The following is an 18,524-nucleotide window of genomic DNA, read 5'->3' on the forward strand; positions in this document are numbered from 1 at the left end:
AGTGTCTCGTACGGTCATACAGTTGTCCGTTGTTCGGTGAACGACCTCCAGGCGGAGAACTGCCCGGAAAACCGATTGTACACGTCAGTACCCCGCTCGAATTATTAAAGACTTCGCACTCCGGAGCGGTCGGAGGCCGACGCTGTCTGTGTGGTCAGACCGATTCGAGGGCGTCGACGGTCCGTTCGGCCGCATCCGGTGCTGCCCGTGCCAGTGCGGTCGCGACGACGTACTCCGAGACTGGGTCGACCAGTTGCGCGGGGCGGACGTCCCCTTGGGCGCGACTGAGTTCCCAGTCGGCGCTCCAGATCCGGTCGGCGGCGTTCGTGAGCACGGTCCGGACCAGTCCCGGTGTCGGCCCCGTCCCGAGCGTACTCTGCAGTGCGTCGACGGCGGTCTGCCTGAACCGACGGACGTCGGCGGCGCTCTCGACGCGGAACTGTTCGCCCTCCTCGATTCGCCGTCGGACCCGCTCCAGCGCGCCGAACCCGGCGAGGCGGCCGGTCGCGTCCAGCAGCGCGCTCGCTGGTCCGGCGGCCTCCGTGACCCGAGTGGTCCCGTCGACGGCCTCGTCTCTGACCTCCCAGCGCACGCGCTCGGGGGCCTCCCAGTCCCCGCTGGTCGGTTCCGGTGGGACAGCCCGGGAGCGGAGGTCGGCCAACAGCGCCTCGGCCGCGCCGCGTAGCCGTGCTTCGACCGTGCCCGCATCGGCCGGAAGCGAGGCCCGGAACTGCGCGTCGAGGTGGCGGGCGTCGTCGAGGTACACGTGGGCGGACTCGGCGGCCTCGCCCCACTCCGCGACGGTCAGCAGCGCCGATCCGTCGTGGTTGACCGAGGGCTCCTCGGCGTCGGTCGCGCGTCGGAGTGCCGTCTCGATGCGGGCGTGGACGAGCGCTGCACGCACCGGGTCGTCGCCGAGGTAGGTGTACTCGGAGTCGAACGACCGCGCCTCGGCGACCGCGTTCCGGCGCTCCTCGCGCAGGGGAGCGGCCCGCCGCCCCTCGCTCACGAACCGCCAGCCTTCCGCCGCGTAGCGGGCGTTCTGTCGACTCTCACGAATCGCCCGCAACGCCATCAACCCCGTCTCCGCCCGCCGGGCGTCGTCGATGTTCTCGGTCGCGTGGTCGGCCGCGTCGAGCAGGTGTTCGCGGATGTGCCCGTTGGGTATCTCGTCGGGGCCCAGCGGCGTCGGCAGGCCAGACAGGAGTTCCGTGGTCCGGTCGCGTCCGGCCCCGAGATACGCGTCCTCGATAGGGACCGGGACGGCCGGAAACAGCAGGTGGTGCGGGCGCTCGTCGTCGCCGGTGTCGACGTCCGGTAGCTCGTGGCTCCGAATGGTCGGCTCGTCGCCGTCGGCGAAGCGTTCGACGGCACCACAGCCGGCGAGTGCGCTCGCGCCGACGACGGCGAGGAACCCCCGTCGGGTCTGCCCCGCAGCCGGGTCCGTCACTGTGACCCCTCCGTCGTCTCCGTCGACTGCTCGGAGGGTTCAGTCGCCGTTGCGTCGTCGCTACTCGCGGCAGCCATCTCCGAGTCGGCCATCGGGCCGCTGTCACAGCTTCCGGTCCCTATTGAGGAGCCGTGGCCGTTGACCTCGTCGTCGTCGAGCGGCGCCGGAATCCTGATGAACCGGACCGCGTACACTTTCTCGTCTGCCCGGCAGGGCTCGTCGTAGGGACGGCTGGAGAGCGCGTAGTCGGTCCGCACCTCGTCCGGGTTCCAGGCGACGTGACAGAGTTCGAGGCGGAAGCAATCCTCGACCTGATGGGTCTCGATGTACACCGATTCGCTGTCGTAATCGGTTTCCCCGAGGAACGACCCGACGCGGTCTGTGCCCGGTACGTCGGCGACGGAGACGCGCTCGGCACGTTCGGGGCTGTCGACGAGGGCGCTCGTGTGGCGAGACGAGTATTCCGACTCGGTGGGCCGCCCGCCGTCGTCTCCGTCGGCGTCCGAGAGCCAGACCGGCGGTCGGTCGACGTCCGCTCTGAGCCCGAGGGTCTCGGGGGCCGACTCAGAACCGGCGTAGGTCGTCTCGCCGGCGGTCGGTGTCTCGCGTGTCGATTCGACGGTTCCGTCGAGCAACCCACCGCACCCTGCGAGCGCACTCGCGAGGCCTGCGGCTCCGTGGAGGACGCGGCGGCGTGTTGGAGGGACCATCGTCGGCGGAGCGACGAACGCCCCCGGAATAAGTCTCGTGTTCCCGATACGCGCCGGCCTCGGCACTGGACCGGCCCGAGTCGTCCGCGCCGCCACACCGAAGGCGACGGGCCGCGAGGATACCCTCATGCACGTCACACCTGCCGTCGTCGCCGAGGAGTACGAGTGGACCCTCGAACGGGCCGACGTGGTCGTGCCGCTGGTCAACGACACCCGGGACCACCTCGGCGACCTGTTCGGCGTCGACGTCGACGCCATCGACGAGCGCGCGTACCGCGAGGCCGTCGAGGCGGTGTTCGCCGACGGCGACCGGGCGGTCAACGTCGCGGCGCTCGTCCGTCTGCTCCGGGACCTCGACGTCGAGGGTGACTACCCCGGATTCGTCGTCGACGAACTGCTCGGGCGTGAACTCGCGGGGATGCTCGCGGGCGACCAGCCGCTCCGATTGCTCGCGGAGGCCACGTTCCACGTCGCCGACGTGCGGACCCACGGGGCCGAAGGCGACGCCGCTGGGGCGGACGACCTCGACGCGGCGCTGGCTGCGGGCGTCCAGACGCGATTGCCGGGGTGGCCGTGGCAGGCGGACGAGAGTCCGTTCGGCTTAGAACGAGAAGGACGGCGTCGCTAGGAAGGCCGTCTCGTACCCCTCGTGACGGGATGTCTGCGAGGGGGCGACGACGTCGACGCCGACCGAGGGGTCCGACTCGGACGTCTCGACGACGGCGCCGTAGTGGTAGCCGAGGTCGGGGTGGAGCGCCGCGCCAAGCGCGTCGTCGAACACCGTCTCGCCGCCCGTCTCGACGGTTCCATCGAGGGACATCATCGGCAGGGGAACGCGGTTGTACGGCGTGCGGACAGAGACGGCCAGATACGACTCGCCGTCGGCGAGGAAGTCGGCCTCGGAGAGCCACGTCGCGGCGTACACCCCGTCGCTGCCCTTCTTCGTCCCGAGTAGCGTCCCGGGCAGTTCGTCCGCGACCGGCGTCTGGGAGACGGGACGCATCGACATCTCCATCAGGTCGACGGCGCCGCGTTCGCCTTGTGTCTCCGAGAACTCCTCGTAGGAGAGTTCGTCGAGCGCCGACTGTGCGAAGTCGAACTCGACGCTCGTCTCGGCGGCGTCGCCGAACCGTCCGGCGAAGGCGCCCAGACGGCGGTCCGAGACGGCGTTGACCCGGACGCGGACGGTGTAGAGACCGTCGCCGTCGAGTTCGTAGTTGTCGCCGTAGTGAAAGCCCATACTCTGGGAGATCATCGGCCACGGCGATTTCTCGTCGACTGTCTCGCCGTCCTGTTCGATGGTGATGGCGACGCCGGCCGAGATGGGCAGGACCATCTCCGTCTCCGGGTCCCACACCGTCGCCATCAGGTGGATGCTGTCGGTGTCGCGGATGTCGACGCGTTCGGTGTCGGTGCCCGTGACGGTCCAGAAGCGGTGGGGAAACGAGTAGCCGAGGCCGACCATGTAGTCGCCCGCTTGTGCCATCCCGGCCATCCCCATCCCTTCGACGTGGGTCGGGCGGTAGGTGGCGTCGGGGCGATTCTCCACGAGTGGCGGCGAGCGTGTCGACTGGCTCTGGAAGGACCCACAGCCAGCGACGAGCGACGCACCGGCGAGACCGGTGCTGGCGAGAAACCGTCGTCGGTTCATACAGTCGGGTAGCCACCTGCTTTCAAAGACGATTCTGGTACGGTGGGCGAATCAGGCAGGGTCGGCCGGGGGGAGCGCCCGGAGATTCCGCGGCGGCAGGAGGTAGTTCCCCCTGCGCTCGACGGTCATGTACTGGAGGATGCCGTTGTTGGTACGCTGCCCGACCGCGGCGTTCTCGGCCACGTCGGTACCGTTCATCGCCTCTCTGGTCGCCACGAAGTCCTCGATGGACCGCTGGAGCGAGAGGAAGTGCAGGCCCGCCTCGCCGCCGTCCGTCGAGTCGAAGTCCCGGCGGAGGATGGTGGGGCTGTCGTCCTCGCGAGCGCGCGAGAGCTTCTGTGAGTGGCCGACGACGCCCTCGCGGCGGCCGCTCTCGACGGCGTCTTCGGGGCACTCGTCGATGGCGCTGTCCGTACCGAGGTTCTCGCCGACGCCCTCTACTTTCCCCTCGTCCGCGTGGGCGGGACAGAACATCTTCGAGACCCGCTGGTCGCGCGAGTCCTGTTCGTACCACTGCTGGAGGTGCAGGCGGATGAACGAGAGATGCTGGGTCGCGCCGCCGGCGAAGGGGCCGGCGTCGACGGTCACGCGGTCCTCGGTGGCCTGATTCCCCTTGAAACCGGACTTGAACCCCATGAACAGCGGGGCCTCCTCGGGGACGGGTTCGGAGTCGGGGACGCCGTCGACGTCCTGCTTCTCGGCGGGCAGGCCGGTCCCGACGAACCCGGTCCGGCGGTCGGCCACGCCGAACACGCCCGCGAACGACGACGGCATCTCGTGGTCGTTGACCGTCTTGCGGGTCCCCTTCAGCGCCTCTTCTGCGGCCAGCACCACGCTCTCGTGGTCGCTGGCGAGATGGAGGAGCGCGTCGGGCGTATCGGGTTCGGGGTCCTCGAAGGGGGCCAGTGCTTTCGGCTCCGGTACGTCTACGCCCGCCGGGTTCGCCTCGAACCGGTCGAAGTAGGTCGGGCCGTAGCCGAGCGTGAACAGGAGGCCGTCGTTGCTCCACTCGTAGGCCTGCTCCAGCGTCGACAGCGCGTCTTCCACCTGCCTCCGGTCGCCGTCGGTCGGCCTCCCGTCACGCTCGTAGTCGAGCAACAGGAGGACGTGGTGGCGCGCCATCCGCGGGTTGCCGGCGTCGTCGGTTGCCAGCGCGTCGTTCCACGCGTGCTGGCGGGCCGACAGACTGGCAGTGTCGTCGGTCCCCTCGGGTACGTCGGGTGTGCCACGGTCGAGACAGGCGGCGAGCGCGGCCGTCCCACCGATGGCGACGGCGCTCTTCGCGAACTCGCGTCGTGAGATACCGCGGTCTGTCATCGCTCCGGCCTAGGGTGGCGACCCATTACTGGATTCTGGTACACCAGCCGAACGCGACGTCTCGCGGGCTCGAACCCGTCGAAGGCCCGCTTCCGTCTGCTTCACTCCGGACTGTCGAGCAGGTTGTCGACCAACCGCTCGAACCGGTCGGTGAGCCGTGCCGGGAGACTCGGGTCCAGCGTCTGGACCAGTCGAGCGGTCTCCTCGGGGTCGACGAGTTCGAGGGTGACGCGGCCGGCCTCGCGGCGCTTCTCGACGACGTCGTGTTCGACCAGACCGTCGAGGTGGTGTTCGAGCGTACTCCGGGCGATGCCGAGGTGGTCGGCGACGGCGTCGGGTCGGGCGCCGTCCGTCTCGAACAGTGTCGTGACGACGTCTCGGGCCGTCTCGCGGCGGAGCAGGGCGATGACTCGTCGCTCCCAGCCGTCGTACTCCGGCGGATAGTAGTGCGTTCGTCCGTTGACCGTCTCGGCGGTGACGTCGTCGAGTCGCCGCAGATGGTACTGGACCTGTCCCGTCGCGAGGTCCAGCGCTCTGGTCAGTGCCCGGAAGTGGATGCCCGGGTCGCGGTCGATGCGGTCCCGAATCAGCCGCCGCGTCTCGTTACTCATATCCCTCGTTATCCAGTCGTTTCTCGATCCGTCTGGAATAATAGACGGCCCCTAAGACCAGCGCGACGAGGAGTGCGTCGGCGGCGTGTTCGAGCGTGTGGTGGCTGTCGGGGCTGACGGCGCCGACCATGGATAATCCGGCCAGTAGGGGCCGAGCGACGAGCGCGCTGAGGGCGAGCGCGACGAGCAGGTACGCCCGCGACCCGCGCCGACGGTAGGCGGCCAGTCCGAGGGCACAGAGGGTCGCCGTCGCGACGCCGGAGACGAGGAGGACGACGCCGAAGTCGACGTGGACGTCGCCCAGATGGAACCCCAGATGACCCGGCCAGTTCATGGTGGCCTCTAGACGGCGAAGCCACCTGACTCCCTCGGTTCTGGCTGACTTTTTTACGCCGTCCGCGAGAGTCGACGGTATGGTCAGTATCGGGTTCGTGTGTGAACCGGACCACCCAACCTTCTGGCCGGTCGCCGAACGACTGGCCGCGCGGGGGTTCGACATCGAGTTCCTCCGGCCGACCGACCCGATCTGCCGGGCCGATGTCGACGGCCTCGAAGCCCTCGTTAACGGCGTGCTTCACCCAGAGTCGTTCGGGGCCCTCCGCTATGCGGACCAGCGAGACGTCCCGACGTGGAACGGGTTCCTCTCGACGACGGCTTTCGCCTCCCGCGTCGTCGCACTCGACGCGCTGGACGCGATCGGGTGTCGCGTCCCCGACGTCCACTTTGACGGCCCGAAAACGGGGTTCGAGGCGGCCAGTCCGTTCGCGTGGCGCCGTCGGCCAACGGGGAGACAGCGGCCGTCGTTCTACGTCGAGTCGGTCCGGACCGAACCGGTCGACCACCGCTACTACGCCGTCGACGACGGACGGGAGACGCACGTCCGCGCACTGGCGATACGGACCTCGATTTCGGACACGGGCGACCCGGTGTCACAGACCGACGTCGACGTGATGCTGGCCACGCGCGTCCGTGAGCTACTGGAGCGGTTCGGCGCGCGGGCAGTCGGCGTGGACTTCACCCGCGGCGAGGACGGCGAGTTCTACGCGCTCCGGACGACGCCCGTCCCGACGTTCGCCGGAACGGACATGGGGCGGCGAGTCGCCGACTCCGTGGCGTCGTTGACGACCCTCGGCGCGTAGTGACACACCGCCCCGACCCTTCGGGGAGTTTATTAGCGGCGTGGGCCACGATTCCGGTAATGAGCGGCGAGCAGGAACTCGGCATCACGGAGAGCAAAGAGCATTCACCCGGCGAGTGGTACGCCGAGGTCGTCCAGAAGGCCGGCCTCGCGGACTACGCCCCGATGGGCGGGTTCATCGTCACGCGCCCGCGTGGCTATGCCGTCTGGGAACGCATCCAGAGCCACCTCGACGGCTGGTTCAAAGACACCGGCGTCCAGAACGCGTACTTCCCGCTGTTCATCCCCGAGAGCTATCTCGAACGGGAGAAAGACGTCGTCGAAGGGTTCGACCCGGAGGTCGCGTGGGTCACCCACGGCGGCCACGAGGAACTGGAGGAACGGCTGGCAGTCCGGCCAACGAGCGAGTCCATCATCGCGCCGTTCATGGCCCAGTGGACCCGCTCGCACCGCGACCTCCCGATGCGTCTGAACCAGTGGTGTTCGGTCGTCCGGTGGGAGGCCACCGAGACGAAGCCGTTCTTCCGCACCAAGGAGTTCCTCTGGCAGGAGGGCCACACGGCCCACGAGGACGAGGAGGGCGCGTGGGACGAGACGATGACCCGGCTGGACCAGTACGAGCGACTCTACGAGGAGGTCATGGCGATGCCGCCACTGAAGGGCCGCAAGCCCGAACACGACAAGTTCCCCGGCGCCCACACCACGACGACGGTCGAGGCGCTGATGCCCGACGGAAAGTCCGTGCAGGCCGCGACCTCCCACTATCTGGGCACCTCCTTCGCCGAAGCGTTCGACATCACCTACGCCGATGAGAGCGAGGAGGAGAAGGTGGCTCACACCACCTCCTGGGGCCTCTCGTGGCGCGCGATGGGTGCACTCATCATGACCCACTCCGACGATCAGGGACTAGTCCTCCCGCCCGCACTCGCCCCCACGCAGGTCGTCGTCGTCCCCATCTGGCAGGAAGACACCAAAGACGACGTGCTGGAGTACTCCGCGGACCTCGCCGCCGAACTGGAGACGGCGGGCATCCGGGTCGAACTCGACGACCGGGACCACCGCAATCCCGGCTTCAAGTACAACGAACACGAACTCAACGGCGTCCCGCTCCGAATCGAAGTCGGCCCCCACGAGGTCGACGACGAGGAGGCGACGCTGGTCCATCGCCCCGACGGCGAGAGCGAGACGGTCGACCGTGAAGACATCGACGATACCGTCGCGGACCACCTCGACACCGTCCACGCCAAACTGTACGCCAGCGCCGAGGAGACGCTGGAGGGCGAGATTCGCGAGGCCGAGTCCCGCGAGAAGATTCTCGGCACCATCGGCCAGCACGGCGGCTACGTCAAGTGTGGCTGGTGTGGTGACGAGGACTGTGAGGACCCTATCAAGGAGGCCATCGCCGCCGAAATCGTGATGGTCCCGCTGGACCGCGACGAGGAACCGGTCCACGACGAGTGTGCCATCTGCGGTGAGGACGCCGAGGAGACGGCGTACTTCGCGAAGAGCTACTGAGTCTGTACTGACCCGACCGGAGCGAGGGGAAGCGTTTTTCATCGACCTTTGTCGAGGAGTGGTGGCGAGTGCAACGAGGCACCCGACGACGAAAACGGTCGGACGGCGTACTTCCCAACGGGCTGTTGGCCGTGCGGTCTTTCGAGCGGGTCCGGCCTTCGACGGCCGATGGCTCGGTGTAACTCGGCGGATATGTCTTCCGATGGACCCCTCGGGATGCGGTGTTCGTCCCGGCAGTACTCGCGATGCTTAGCGAGTCCGTCCTCGCACTTGTGAATATCCGGGGACAGCACAAGGACGAGTACGACAAGTGATCCAGCAGTAGTGCCGACGCGGCCGTTCAGGAAAGGATGGGGCTCAGGGAGCGTGTGACTTTCTCCGTGCCCCCACAGAGGACTGTTACACGGGCATATATAAATCGGCGTCAGACTCGGGTCATACAAACGGCAGACAGCGACTGGACTCTCCCGAAAGGTAACAGGTTCGGCCGACGACTATCGGGGACGATGCGGCGGTGCCGCTGTATACGCGGCTTACCCTGTCGGTAACAACACCCTTATCCCTGCGTGTGTGTGAAACATGGGCATGGACGACATCTTTGTTGGACGGTTGATGTCCTCACCTGTAACGACCGTATCTGCCGATACGCCCGCCGAGACGGCTGCCGAACTGATGCTCGAAGAGGGAATCAGTTCCGTGGTCGTCGTGGACGACGACGACCAACTCGCAGGTATCCTCACCTCGACGGACTTCGTGGCTATCGCCGCGGCCGACGAGTCGACGGGAACGCTCTCTGTCGCTGACTACATGACTGCCGACGTGGTGACGACGACGGCCAACGAGTCCATCGAGAGCGTCGCTGACCTCCTGATCGAACACGGCATCCACCACGTCCCCGTCGTCGACGACACCGAAGGCGTCGTCGGGATGCTGACGACGACGGATTTGACTGCGTACCTCTCGGGTATCGAGGACCCGACGCCGGCACGCGCGCCGAGCTAATCGGCCGGCAGACGGCGCAAGAATTGCCGGATGTCCGACGACGATTCCGGATCGACGACGGCGGAAGTCTTTGTCAACCGCAATACAGCGCCAACTATCGTGATAAATATATATGTCCTAATGTGGGGCTAAAGAACACTAATACCTTCAGGAACATCCTCTTATGGGAGTCCCCGATAGATGCGCGCACACATGGTTGAGCGATACGACAGCGATCAGTCTGCGAGCGGGGCCGGGCTCGCGGACCCGACAGACGCACGGTCGAACTGCGGCGTCGGGGTCGTCATGGACCTCGACGGCGGCAGCGACCACGGGACAGTATCGGACGGGCTCGACTTGCTCGAAAACCTCGAACACCGAGGGACCACCGGAGCCGAGCAAAACACCGGCGACGGCGCGGGCATCATGCTCCAGATTCCACACGAGTTCTTCGCCGAGGAACTGGACGCGGCCCTGCCTGCACCGGGCGAGTACGCCGTCGGGACGCTCTTTTTGCCGAAGGACGACGACGAGGCCACCGAGGGTCTGAAAGACCTCGTCGAGACGGAACTCGCCGGTGCAGGGCTGGACGTCCTCGAGTGGCGGACCGTCCCCACCGACAACAGTGACATCGGTGCCACGGCACTCGAATCCGAACCGGCCGTCGTCCAGTTCGTCACCACGTCCGTCGAGGGAAAGACGGGCGAGGAACTCGACAACCAGCTCTACGTCGCCCGCCGCGTGCTGGAGAACACCGTCGAATCCGAACAGCCGCCGGGCCACGAACGCTTCTACGTCGTCTCGCTGGCTACCGACGTCGTCGTCTACAAGGGCCTGCTGAAGGCCGAACAGCTACCGGAGTACTACCCGGACCTCTCCGATGAGCGCTTCGAGTCGACGTTCGCGATGGTCCACGCCCGTTTCTCGACGAACACGCTCGGCGCGTGGCACCTCGCACACCCGTACCGCCGCATCATCCACAACGGCGAGTTCAACACGATTCAGGGCAACATCAACTGGATGCGCGCTCGCGAGACGGACATCCAGAGCGAGCGCTTTGGCGACGACGTCGAGACCATCAAACCAATCATCGACGACCCGAACCAGTCCGACACCGCGAGCGTCGACAACGCGCTCGAACTGCTCTTGCAGGGCGGCCGTGACCTCCCGCACGCGCTCCGGATGCTCATCCCCGAAGCGTGGCGCGGCGAGATGAACAACGTCTCCGGCGACCGGCGTGACTTCTATGACTACCACGCCTCCCTCGTCGAACCGTGGGACGGACCCGCACTCGTCGCGGCGACGGATGGCGACCGCATCGGTGCGGTCCTCGACCGCAACGGCCTGCGTCCGTGTCGCTACGACATCCTCTCGGACAACACGCTCGTCATGTCCTCCGAGGCCGGCGCGCTCGACCACGACGCCAGCGAAATCGAAGAACGCGGCCGACTCCAGCCCGGACAGTGTTTCCTCGCCGACCCCGAGGAAGGTCGCGTCATCCCCGACGAGGAAGTCTTCGACGACATCGCCGGCGAGAAGTACGGCGAGTGGGTCGCACAAGAGCAGGTCGACATCGACGACGTGGCCGACCGCTCTGACAACACGCCGCGCCACGAAGTGAGTGGTCTGCGGAGCCATCAGGCGATGTACGGCTACACCTACGACGAGGTCGACCACCTCATCGAACCGATGGCCGAGAAGGGGAAGGACCCGGTCGGTTCCATGGGCGACGACACGCCGCTGTCGGTCCTCTCGCAGTTCAACCGGCCGCTCTTTACCTACTTCAAACAGCTCTTCGCACAGGTCACGAACCCGCCGCTCGACTACATCCGCGAGGAACTGGTCACCTCGCTCGAGTCCCGTCTGGGCTTCCAGCGCAACCTGCTCGACGAGACACAGGCGCACGCCCGGCAACTCGTCCTCGACTCGCCGATTCTCACTGACGCCGAGACGAAGGCCATCAAGGACATCGACGAGAACGGCATGTCGACGAAGGTCGTCGACATCACCTACGAGAAGGGCACGGACCTCCGCGAGGCCGTCGAAGACGCACGCGCCGAGGCCGACGCCGCGGCCGAGGACCACGACATCATCGTCCTCTCGGACAAGGCCGCCGGCGAGGACCGCGTCCCCATCCCCTCGCTGCTGGCGGTCGGTGGCATCCACCACCACCTCGTCCGCAACGGCCTGCGCAACCACGTCGGCCTCGTCCTCGAATCGGGCGACCCGCGCGCCGTCCACCACTTCGCGACGCTCATCGGCTACGGTGCGGGCGCGGTCAACCCATACCTCGCCTACGAGACCATCGAGGACCTCGTCGCCGGCCCGGACGGCGCCGACCTCTCGGACGCCATCGACGCCTACATCACGGCCGTCGAGGACGGTCTGCTGAAGACGATGGCGAAGATGGGCATCTCCACGGTGGAGTCCTACCAGGGCGCCCAGATATTCGAGGCCGTCGGCCTCTCCTCGGACTTCATCGCCGAGTACTTCGAGGGCACCACCTGCCGCACGGAGGGTATCGGCATCGAGGAGATAGAGGATGACCTGCTCCAGCGCCACGAGGTGGCGTGGAGCGAGGAGGAACCCGAGATGCCCCGGCAGGGCGAGTACGAGTTCCGCTCGAACGGCATCCACCACCAGTGGAACCCCAACACGGTCGGCAAGATTCAGCAGGCCGTCCGTATGGGCGACTACGATACCTACAAAGAGTTCGCCGAACTCGTCAACGACCAGAACGAGCAACTCCAGACGCTTCGGGGCCTCCTCGAACTCGATTCGGACCGCGAGTCCGTCCCCATCGAGGACGTCGAACCCGTCGAGGACATCGTCACGCGCTTCGAGACGGCGGCGATGTCGCTGGGGTCGCTCTCCCCGGAGATGCACGAGAACAACGCTATCGCGATGAACCGTCTCGGCGCCAACGCCAACACCGGCGAGGGCGGCGAACCGCCCGAGCGGTTCCACACCGAGAAGGAGTGTACGACCAAGCAGGTCGCCTCCGGTCGCTTCGGCGTCACCTCGGAGTACCTCGCCGCGGCCGACGAACTCCAGATCAAGATGGCACAGGGCTCCAAACCCGGTGAAGGCGGCCACCTCCCCGGGAAGAAGGTCAACGAGATGATCGCCCACGTCCGCTATGCGACGCCGGGCGTCGGCCTCATCTCGCCGCCGCCGCTGCACGACATCTACTCCATCGAGGACCTGAAGCAACTCATCCACGACCTCAAGGCCTCGAACCCCGAGGCCGACATCAACGTCAAACTGGTCGCCGAGGACGGCATCGGCACCATCGCGGCCGGCGTCGCGAAGGCCAACGCCGACGTGGTCCACATCTCGGGCCACGACGGCGGCACCGGCGCGTCGCCGAAGACGTCCATCAAGAACGCGGGTCTCCCGTGGGAACTGGGCGTCGCCGAGGCCAACCAGATGCTCCGCGCGACGGGGCTTCGCTCGCGCATCAAAATCACCACCGACGGCGGCATGAAGACGGGCCGTGACGTGGCCGTCGCCGCCCTGCTGGGCGCCGAGGGGTACACCTTCGGGACCGCCTCGATGGTTACCTCTGGCTGTGTGATGGCCCGGCAGTGTCACGAGAACACCTGTCCGGTCGGCATCGCCACGCAGAACGAGAACCTGCGGAGCCGGTTCCCCGGGGAGCCACAGCACGTCATCAACTACATGACGTTCGTCGCGCAGGAACTACGCGAGATAATGGCCGAACTCGGCTTCGAGACGGTCGACGAGATGATCGGCCGCGCGGGCGTGCTCGAACAGCGCGACGACGTCACGCAACCGAAGGCGAAGAAACTCGACCTCTCCTCGGTCATCGCCGAACCGGCCGACAACGACGGCCGGTACAAACAGCGCGAACAGGACCACGAGGTCGACGAGCAACTCGACTGGGACCTGCTGGAAGCGGCCGAACCCGCAATCGAGAACGGCGAACCGGTCGCCATCGACACGAGCATCGACAACGTCAACCGCGCGGTCGGTGCGACGCTGTCGAACCGCATCTGCCGGACGTACGGCGGCGACGGCCTGCCGGACGACACCGTCCGGGTCGACTTCGACGGCACCGCCGGCCAGTCCTTCGGCGCGTTCCTCGCACAGGGCGTGACGATGGAACTGACCGGCACGGCCAACGACTACGTCGGCAAAGGCCTCTCCGGCGGGAAGCTAATCGTCAACACGCCCGAGGCAGCGCCCTACGAGGCCAGCGACAACATCGTCATCGGCAACGTCGCCCTCTACGGCGCGACCCAAGGCGAGGTGTACATCAACGGGATGGCAGGCGAGCGCTTCGGCGTCCGGAACTCGGGCGTCAAGGGCGTCGTCGAGGGCGTCGGCGACCACGGCTGTGAGTACATGACCGGTGGCGCCATCGTCGTCCTCGGGGAGACGGGCAAGAACTTCGCGGCCGGGATGTCCGGTGGCGTCGCCTACGTCTACGACCCCGATGGATCCTTCGCCGAACAGGCAAACACTGGCATGGTCTCCATCCGCGAGACGCTGGAGGCGAAAGACCGCCAGATGATCACCCGCCTCGTCGAGAACCACGCGACCTACACCGACTCGGACCGCGCGAACGAACTGCTAGCGGACTGGGACGCCGAACTCGACAACTTCACCATGGTGATGCCCGACGCCTACGCGGAGGTCATCTCCGACCGCGAACGCGACGACGTGCGCAACGAACCGCCGGCCGCCGCGACGCCCGCGGCCGAGGCCGGCGAGGCCGACTTCGCGGCCTCCTCTGACGACTGAGGACCGGCGTCGCTCCGTTCGGTTTTCGAGACGTCTCGCTCGCTCTCCGCGGGACAGACAGCAGACGAGAACGATTCTCCCGGCCGCTGCGAGGACGGCTACGTACCGTCACGCTGCGGACGACGCGCCACGCTCGTCTATCCGGGCCGAGAACGCAGGTCGGCTAACGGCCGCTTCGAAACCCGACTGTTAGCTCACGACGACCAGATTGTCGACGACGTCGACGCCGGCCCGGTCGAAGACGGCCTGCATATCCTCGCCCAGCGCGACGTCGGTGATGAACACGTCGATGTCGTCGACGGTGGCGAACTCACGGAAACTCTGCTGGCCCAGTTTGCTCCCGTCAGCGACGAGGACGACGCGATGGCCGCCGTCGACCAGCAAGGACTTGATACGGGCCTCGTCCTCGTTCGACACCGAGAGGCTCCCGTCCTGTTGGATGGCGTCGGTTTCGAGAAAGACGATGTCGAAGTTCGTCTTGCGCAGATACGACTCGCCGCTCGGACCGACGAGGGCATCCGATGTCGGTCGGAGCGAGTCACCGACGACTTTCACCTCACCGCAGGCTTTCCGGAGTTCGAACGCGTTCTCCGGGGAGTTCGTCGCGACGAGGAGCGACACCGACTCCGGAAGCTCTCTCGCTACTTCCATCGTCGTCTGGCCGGTGTCGAAAAAGACGGCGTCGCCGTCGCTCAACTCTTCGACCGCCCGTTCGGCGATGGCACGTTTCCCGTTTGGATTCTCGACGCTGTTCGTCACTCGGGTGTCCGTAACGTCCTCCCGTCCGTTCGTGGCAGGGAGCGCACCGCCGTGGAACCGCTCGATGAGACCGTCTTCGGCCAGCGACGCCAGGTCGCGTCGAATCGTCGCCCCCGAGACACCGAACGTCTCGGTGAGTTCTTCGACTGTGACCCTGTCACTGCTGTTTACTTTTCGAACTATCTCTTTTCGTCGTTCCTCGGGCAACATAGTCACGAGTTATTCCGTATCGAACGCGCCGGTTGTCGGTTCGTAGCTATAGTAGCGACGCGTATAGCCTTGTTTATAATCGACATTCTCGACACCGGGAGGCTCCACCGACGGAATCGGTACATTCGGTCTTGCATACGTCTACGACGGACATCCTCGTCCGCCGCACGTCGTTATATTCACAGTCTGTGTCGTATTCATAAATATGGTCCCTCATATTACTCGGTGAGGACCCCAAACAGCGTCGCGACGATTGTCCCAAGGCTGCTGACGATAGCGCCGCCGTGGACACCAGTCGCGTAGTCGTACACGGCGATAGCCGCCAGTATCCCGGCGATGCCGAACGCAGCCAGTGTAACGCGTGACAGGCTACGGGTGGTGTCTGGTCGCATCGTCAGGCGGTCAGTTTCTGCTCGGACTTCGCCTCGTGCGTCAGGGACTCCCCGGTCTGGGGGTCGAAGTACTGGAGCGAGTCGCGGTCGAATCTGAGGTTGACGCTGTCGCCCATCTGGACCGTCGTGTCCGGGTCGACGGCGGCCTTGATGGTCTGGCCGGTGTCGAGGTCAAGTTCGAGTACCGTCTTCTCGCCCTGCGGTTCGACGACCTGTACGGTGGCGGGGTGGACGTTCGCGGCGATGCCGTCCTGATTGAGCGAGATGTTCTCGGGGCGGATGCCCAGCACGACCTGGTCGTCCAGATACGCCTCCAGTTCGTCGGCGAACTCGTCGGGGATATCGTGGGTGTCCGTCCCGATGTCGAGTTGTAGCTTCTCTGCGGAGTCGCGTTCGAGCGTCCCCTCGATGAAGTTCATGCTGGGGGACCCGAGGAACCCGGCGACGAACATGTTGCGCGGGTTCGAATAGACGTGCGTGGGCGCGCCCACCTGCTGTATCTGCCCGTCGTCCATGACGGCGATCTGGTCGGCCAGCGTCATCGCTTCCACTTGGTCGTGGGTGACGTACACCGTCGTCGTCGATAGCTCCTCGTGGAGTTTGTTGAGTTCCGCGCGCATCTGCACGCGGAGCTTCGCGTCCAAGTTCGACAGCGGTTCGTCCATCAGGAACACCGCGGGGTCACGGACGATGGCTCGGCCGAGCGCGACGCGCTGTTGTTGGCCGCCGGAGAGCTCCGAGGGCTTGCGTTCGAGCAAGTCCTGTATCTGCAGTAGCTCTGCGGCTTCGGCGACCCGCTCCGTGATGACGTCCTCGGGCGTGTCGTGCTGTTCCAGCCCGAAGCGCATGTTCTCGCGGACGGTCTTGTGGGGGTACAGCGCGTAGTTCTGGAACACCATCGCGATGTCCCGTTCGTACGCGCGCCGGTCGTTGACCACTTCGTCGCCGATGCGAATCTCCCCGTCCGTGGCGCGTTCGAGGCCGGCGATGAGACGAAGCGTCGTCGTCTTGCCACACCCCGAGGGGCCGACGAAGACGGTGAAGCTCTCGTCGGGGATGTCCAGCGAGATGCCGTCGACTGCGGTGACGTCGTCGAATTCCTTTACGAGGTCGTTGAGTTCTACGTGTGCCATTGTTGATTACTCCTTGACAGCTCCTTGGGTCAGTCCGCTCACGATGTACTGCTGGAAGAACAGGCCGAACAGGATGCCCGGCAGGGCCGCGATCATCCCGCCTGCGGCGAGGTGTGCCCAGTCGACGAAGTCGTCGGCGACGAACAGCGAGACGGCGATGGGCAGGGTCTGTGCTTGCTCGGAGGAGGTGAGAACGAGCGCGAAGACGAACTCGTTCCACGAGAAGATAAAGGCGAGAATCGCCGTCGCGGCGATGCCGGGTTTCGCCATCGGGAGGATGATCTTGACGAACCCTTCCCAGCGCGAACAGCCGTCGATACGGGCCTGTTCGTCCAGCGACTCGGGCACGCCGTCGAAGTAGTTCTTCATTATCCAGACGGCAAAGGGGAGGTTGAAGAACGTGTACGTCAGTATCAGCGCGATTCGGGTGTCGTAGAGACTCCCGGTCAGGCCGCCGACGAGCGGCGGGTTCGACATGATGCTGAAGAACGGCACGATGAGCGCGATGGGCGGAATCATCCGCGCCCCGACGATAGAGAGCAACAGCGTCTTGTTGCCGATAAAGTCGTACCGGGAGAACGAGTAGCCGGTGACCGTCCCGAGCGTGACACAGATGACGGTTGTCGTACTCGCCACGATGAGGCTGTTCAGCGTGTACAGTTCGAACGGCCGGTTCTGGAAGATTTCGACGTAGTTGCTGACCGTCGGCTGGGTCGGGACGAAGGATATCGGGATGTCCAGCACCGCCGACGTCGGTTTGATGCTCGTGATGAAGATGAAGTAGATGGGGAACCAGATGACGAAAACGTACAGTCCCAACAGTCCGTACGCGACGAGGCGCTCACGGACGACATGGGACCACTCGTTCTCGGTGTCCAGTCCGAGGGCCGCGATCAGTTGACCGAGGGTGGATTGTTTCGTGCTCATTGTTAGTAGGGTGACTCACCGAAGACTCTGTACAGCAGCGCCACGATCATGAACGTGACCGCGAGCAGGACGACACCGAGTGCTGCACCCTCTCCGGGGCGGTTGAATACCTGTGCGGTGCGGTAGAGCCAGGAGGCCCAGACTTCCGTCGACTTCCCCGGGCCGCCCTGGGTCATGACCCAGACGAGGTCGAGCGCGCGGATGTCGAAGATGATTCGGATGGTCAGGGCAACGAGGATAGACGGCTTCAGGAACGGATACGTGACGTTCACGAAGCGCGATATCTTCCCGGCGCCGTCGACTTCGGCGGCGTCGTACAACTGCTCTGGGACGTTCTGGAGCCCCGCGAGCAGGATGATGATGATAAAGGGCGTGAACACCCAGATGTCCGCGATGACGAGCGCCATCATCGACAGCGTCCCGTCCGAGAAGAACGCGATTTTGCTGGACAGGAGGCCGGATTGGGTGAGTATCCCGTTGATGGCGCCGTACTCCGAATTGAACATCCAGCGCCACATCAGCCCGCTCATCACGTAGGGGAGAATCCACGGGACGATGACGGCGGTCCTGAACCACCCACGTCCCTTGAGGTCTTTGTCGAGGAGGAGCGCGATGCCCAGTCCCAGCGCGAACGAGATACTCACGCTCAGCCCGACGTAGACGAACGTGTGCCAGGTAATCGAAACGAAATCCGGTGCGAGGCCGAGGAACGTCCCGCTGCTCTCCTCGGCGAAGATGAGTCGTTTGAAGTTCCGAAGGCCGACGAACTCTTTTTGACTGGTTATCGGATTCGTCCAGAAGACGCTGCTCCAGAGTAACTTCAGGGTCGGGTAGACGATGATGCCGGCTATCCAGAGCATCGTCGGGCCGACCGTCAGGGGTACGAACAGCCGGTCGAGTTTGCGTCGCAGTGATTGTTTTTCTGTCGACATGTGGTGAGGGTCGCTGTGTGATTAGCTGGCG

At 65.6% G+C, this 18,524-nt stretch carries 16 protein-coding genes; 5 read left to right on the forward strand and 11 right to left on the reverse strand.

The annotated features are described in order from the left end of the window. Positions 1–154: 154 nt before the first annotated feature. The gene (locus G9465_RS07860) at positions 155–1,450 is read right to left on the reverse strand and encodes a hypothetical protein (protein ID WP_193571741.1); all 1,296 of its coding nucleotides are present in this window, start codon (positions 1,448–1,450) and stop codon (positions 155–157) included. Then, a complete protein-coding gene (locus G9465_RS07865) occupies positions 1,447–2,160 on the reverse strand; it encodes a hypothetical protein (protein ID WP_166968718.1) in 714 nt (237 codons plus the stop codon). The genes G9465_RS07860 and G9465_RS07865 overlap by 4 nt, the downstream gene beginning before the upstream one ends. A gap of 127 nt (positions 2,161–2,287) precedes the next feature. Here G9465_RS07865 and G9465_RS07870 point away from each other — a divergent pair, with 127 nt between their 5' ends. After that, on the forward strand, positions 2,288–2,788 hold the full coding sequence (locus G9465_RS07870) for a hypothetical protein (RefSeq protein WP_166972964.1): 501 nt from the start codon (positions 2,288–2,290) through the stop codon (positions 2,786–2,788). Here G9465_RS07870 and G9465_RS07875 read toward each other — a convergent pair. The 4 genes from G9465_RS07875 to G9465_RS07890 form a co-directional block, all read right to left on the reverse strand. Further along, entirely contained in the window at positions 2,762–3,811 is a 1,050-nt protein-coding gene (locus G9465_RS07875) for an iron transporter (protein WP_166968720.1), read from the reverse strand. The two genes, G9465_RS07870 and G9465_RS07875, sit on opposite strands and share 27 nt — an antisense overlap. A gap of 51 nt (positions 3,812–3,862) precedes the next feature. Then, positions 3,863–5,128 (reverse strand): Dyp-type peroxidase, encoded by a 1,266-nt coding sequence (locus G9465_RS07880; protein WP_166968722.1) that lies wholly within the window; start codon positions 5,126–5,128, stop codon positions 3,863–3,865. A 101-nt stretch (positions 5,129–5,229) separates the two neighbouring features. Continuing rightward, positions 5,230–5,739, reverse strand: coding sequence for an ArsR family transcriptional regulator (locus tag G9465_RS07885; RefSeq protein WP_166968724.1), 510 nt, complete (start codon positions 5,737–5,739; stop codon positions 5,230–5,232). Next, positions 5,732–6,073, reverse strand: coding sequence for a hypothetical protein (locus tag G9465_RS07890; RefSeq protein WP_166968726.1), 342 nt, complete (start codon positions 6,071–6,073; stop codon positions 5,732–5,734). The genes G9465_RS07885 and G9465_RS07890 overlap by 8 nt, the downstream gene beginning before the upstream one ends. A 79-nt stretch (positions 6,074–6,152) precedes the next feature. On the opposite strand from G9465_RS07890, the gene G9465_RS07895 reads away from it, so the two are divergent. The 4 genes from G9465_RS07895 (at position 6,153) to gltB (ending at position 14,140) form a co-directional block, all read left to right on the forward strand. Then, complete coding sequence (locus G9465_RS07895) at positions 6,153–6,878, forward strand: hypothetical protein (RefSeq protein WP_166968728.1); 726 nt, start codon at positions 6,153–6,155, stop codon at positions 6,876–6,878. A 59-nt stretch (positions 6,879–6,937) separates the two neighbouring features. Further along, positions 6,938–8,392, forward strand: a complete 1,455-nt coding sequence (gene proS, locus G9465_RS07900; protein WP_166968730.1) for a proline--tRNA ligase — start codon at positions 6,938–6,940, stop codon at positions 8,390–8,392. A 585-nt stretch (positions 8,393–8,977) separates the two neighbouring features. Continuing rightward, positions 8,978–9,394 (forward strand): CBS domain-containing protein, encoded by a 417-nt coding sequence (locus tag G9465_RS07905; RefSeq protein WP_166968732.1) that lies wholly within the window; start codon positions 8,978–8,980, stop codon positions 9,392–9,394. A 192-nt stretch (positions 9,395–9,586) separates the two neighbouring features. Beyond that, positions 9,587–14,140: a glutamate synthase large subunit gene (gene gltB / locus G9465_RS07910; RefSeq protein WP_166972966.1), complete on the forward strand. Its 4,554-nt coding sequence runs from the start codon at positions 9,587–9,589 to the stop codon at positions 14,138–14,140. A gap of 189 nt (positions 14,141–14,329) precedes the next feature. Here the strand turns inward: gltB and glpR are convergent, their stop codons facing one another. The 5 genes from glpR to G9465_RS07935 all read right to left on the reverse strand — a co-directional run bounded on the left by glpR (position 14,330) and on the right by G9465_RS07935 (position 18,493). Beyond that, positions 14,330–15,109, reverse strand: a complete 780-nt coding sequence (gene glpR, locus G9465_RS07915) for an HTH-type transcriptional regulator GlpR (RefSeq protein WP_166972968.1) — start codon at positions 15,107–15,109, stop codon at positions 14,330–14,332. Between the two features lie 218 nt (positions 15,110–15,327). After that, on the reverse strand, positions 15,328–15,501 hold the full coding sequence (locus G9465_RS07920) for a hypothetical protein (protein WP_166968734.1): 174 nt from the start codon (positions 15,499–15,501) through the stop codon (positions 15,328–15,330). A 2-nt stretch (positions 15,502–15,503) separates the two neighbouring features. After that, positions 15,504–16,634, reverse strand: coding sequence for an ABC transporter ATP-binding protein (locus G9465_RS07925; protein WP_166968736.1), 1,131 nt, complete (start codon positions 16,632–16,634; stop codon positions 15,504–15,506). 6 nt (positions 16,635–16,640) lie between these two features. Beyond that, positions 16,641–17,561: a carbohydrate ABC transporter permease gene (locus G9465_RS07930; protein WP_166968738.1), complete on the reverse strand. Its 921-nt coding sequence runs from the start codon at positions 17,559–17,561 to the stop codon at positions 16,641–16,643. 2 nt (positions 17,562–17,563) lie between these two features. After that, positions 17,564–18,493, reverse strand: a complete 930-nt coding sequence (locus tag G9465_RS07935) for a carbohydrate ABC transporter permease (RefSeq protein ID WP_166968740.1) — start codon at positions 18,491–18,493, stop codon at positions 17,564–17,566. Positions 18,494–18,524: the final 31 nt, after the last annotated feature.

This window comes from Haloarcula sp. JP-L23 (assembly GCF_011602445.1).
Lineage (GTDB): Archaea > Halobacteriota > Halobacteria > Halobacteriales > Haloarculaceae > Haloarcula > Haloarcula pellucida.

Bases quoted from the DNA above. Each gene is read 5' to 3' on its own strand.
- G9465_RS07865 (WP_166968718.1), bottom strand. From the start codon at position 2,160: ATGGTCCCTCCAACACGCCGCCGCGTCCTCCACGGAGCCGCAGGCCTC.
- G9465_RS07870 (WP_166972964.1), top strand. From the start codon at position 2,288: ATGCACGTCACACCTGCCGTCGTCGCCGAGGAGTACGAGTGGACCCTC.
- G9465_RS07875 (WP_166968720.1), bottom strand. From the start codon at position 3,811: ATGAACCGACGACGGTTTCTCGCCAGCACCGGTCTCGCCGGTGCGTCG.
- G9465_RS07880 (WP_166968722.1), bottom strand. From the start codon at position 5,128: ATGACAGACCGCGGTATCTCACGACGCGAGTTCGCGAAGAGCGCCGTC.
- G9465_RS07885 (WP_166968724.1), bottom strand. From the start codon at position 5,739: ATGAGTAACGAGACGCGGCGGCTGATTCGGGACCGCATCGACCGCGAC.
- G9465_RS07890 (WP_166968726.1), bottom strand. From the start codon at position 6,073: ATGAACTGGCCGGGTCATCTGGGGTTCCATCTGGGCGACGTCCACGTC.
- G9465_RS07895 (WP_166968728.1), top strand. From the start codon at position 6,153: ATGGTCAGTATCGGGTTCGTGTGTGAACCGGACCACCCAACCTTCTGG.
- proS (WP_166968730.1), top strand. From the start codon at position 6,938: ATGAGCGGCGAGCAGGAACTCGGCATCACGGAGAGCAAAGAGCATTCA.
- G9465_RS07905 (WP_166968732.1), top strand. From the start codon at position 8,978: ATGGACGACATCTTTGTTGGACGGTTGATGTCCTCACCTGTAACGACC.
- gltB (WP_166972966.1), top strand. From the start codon at position 9,587: ATGGTTGAGCGATACGACAGCGATCAGTCTGCGAGCGGGGCCGGGCTC.
- glpR (WP_166972968.1), bottom strand. From the start codon at position 15,109: ATGTTGCCCGAGGAACGACGAAAAGAGATAGTTCGAAAAGTAAACAGC.
- G9465_RS07920 (WP_166968734.1), bottom strand. From the start codon at position 15,501: ATGCGACCAGACACCACCCGTAGCCTGTCACGCGTTACACTGGCTGCG.
- G9465_RS07925 (WP_166968736.1), bottom strand. From the start codon at position 16,634: ATGGCACACGTAGAACTCAACGACCTCGTAAAGGAATTCGACGACGTC.
- G9465_RS07930 (WP_166968738.1), bottom strand. From the start codon at position 17,561: ATGAGCACGAAACAATCCACCCTCGGTCAACTGATCGCGGCCCTCGGA.
- G9465_RS07935 (WP_166968740.1), bottom strand. From the start codon at position 18,493: ATGTCGACAGAAAAACAATCACTGCGACGCAAACTCGACCGGCTGTTC.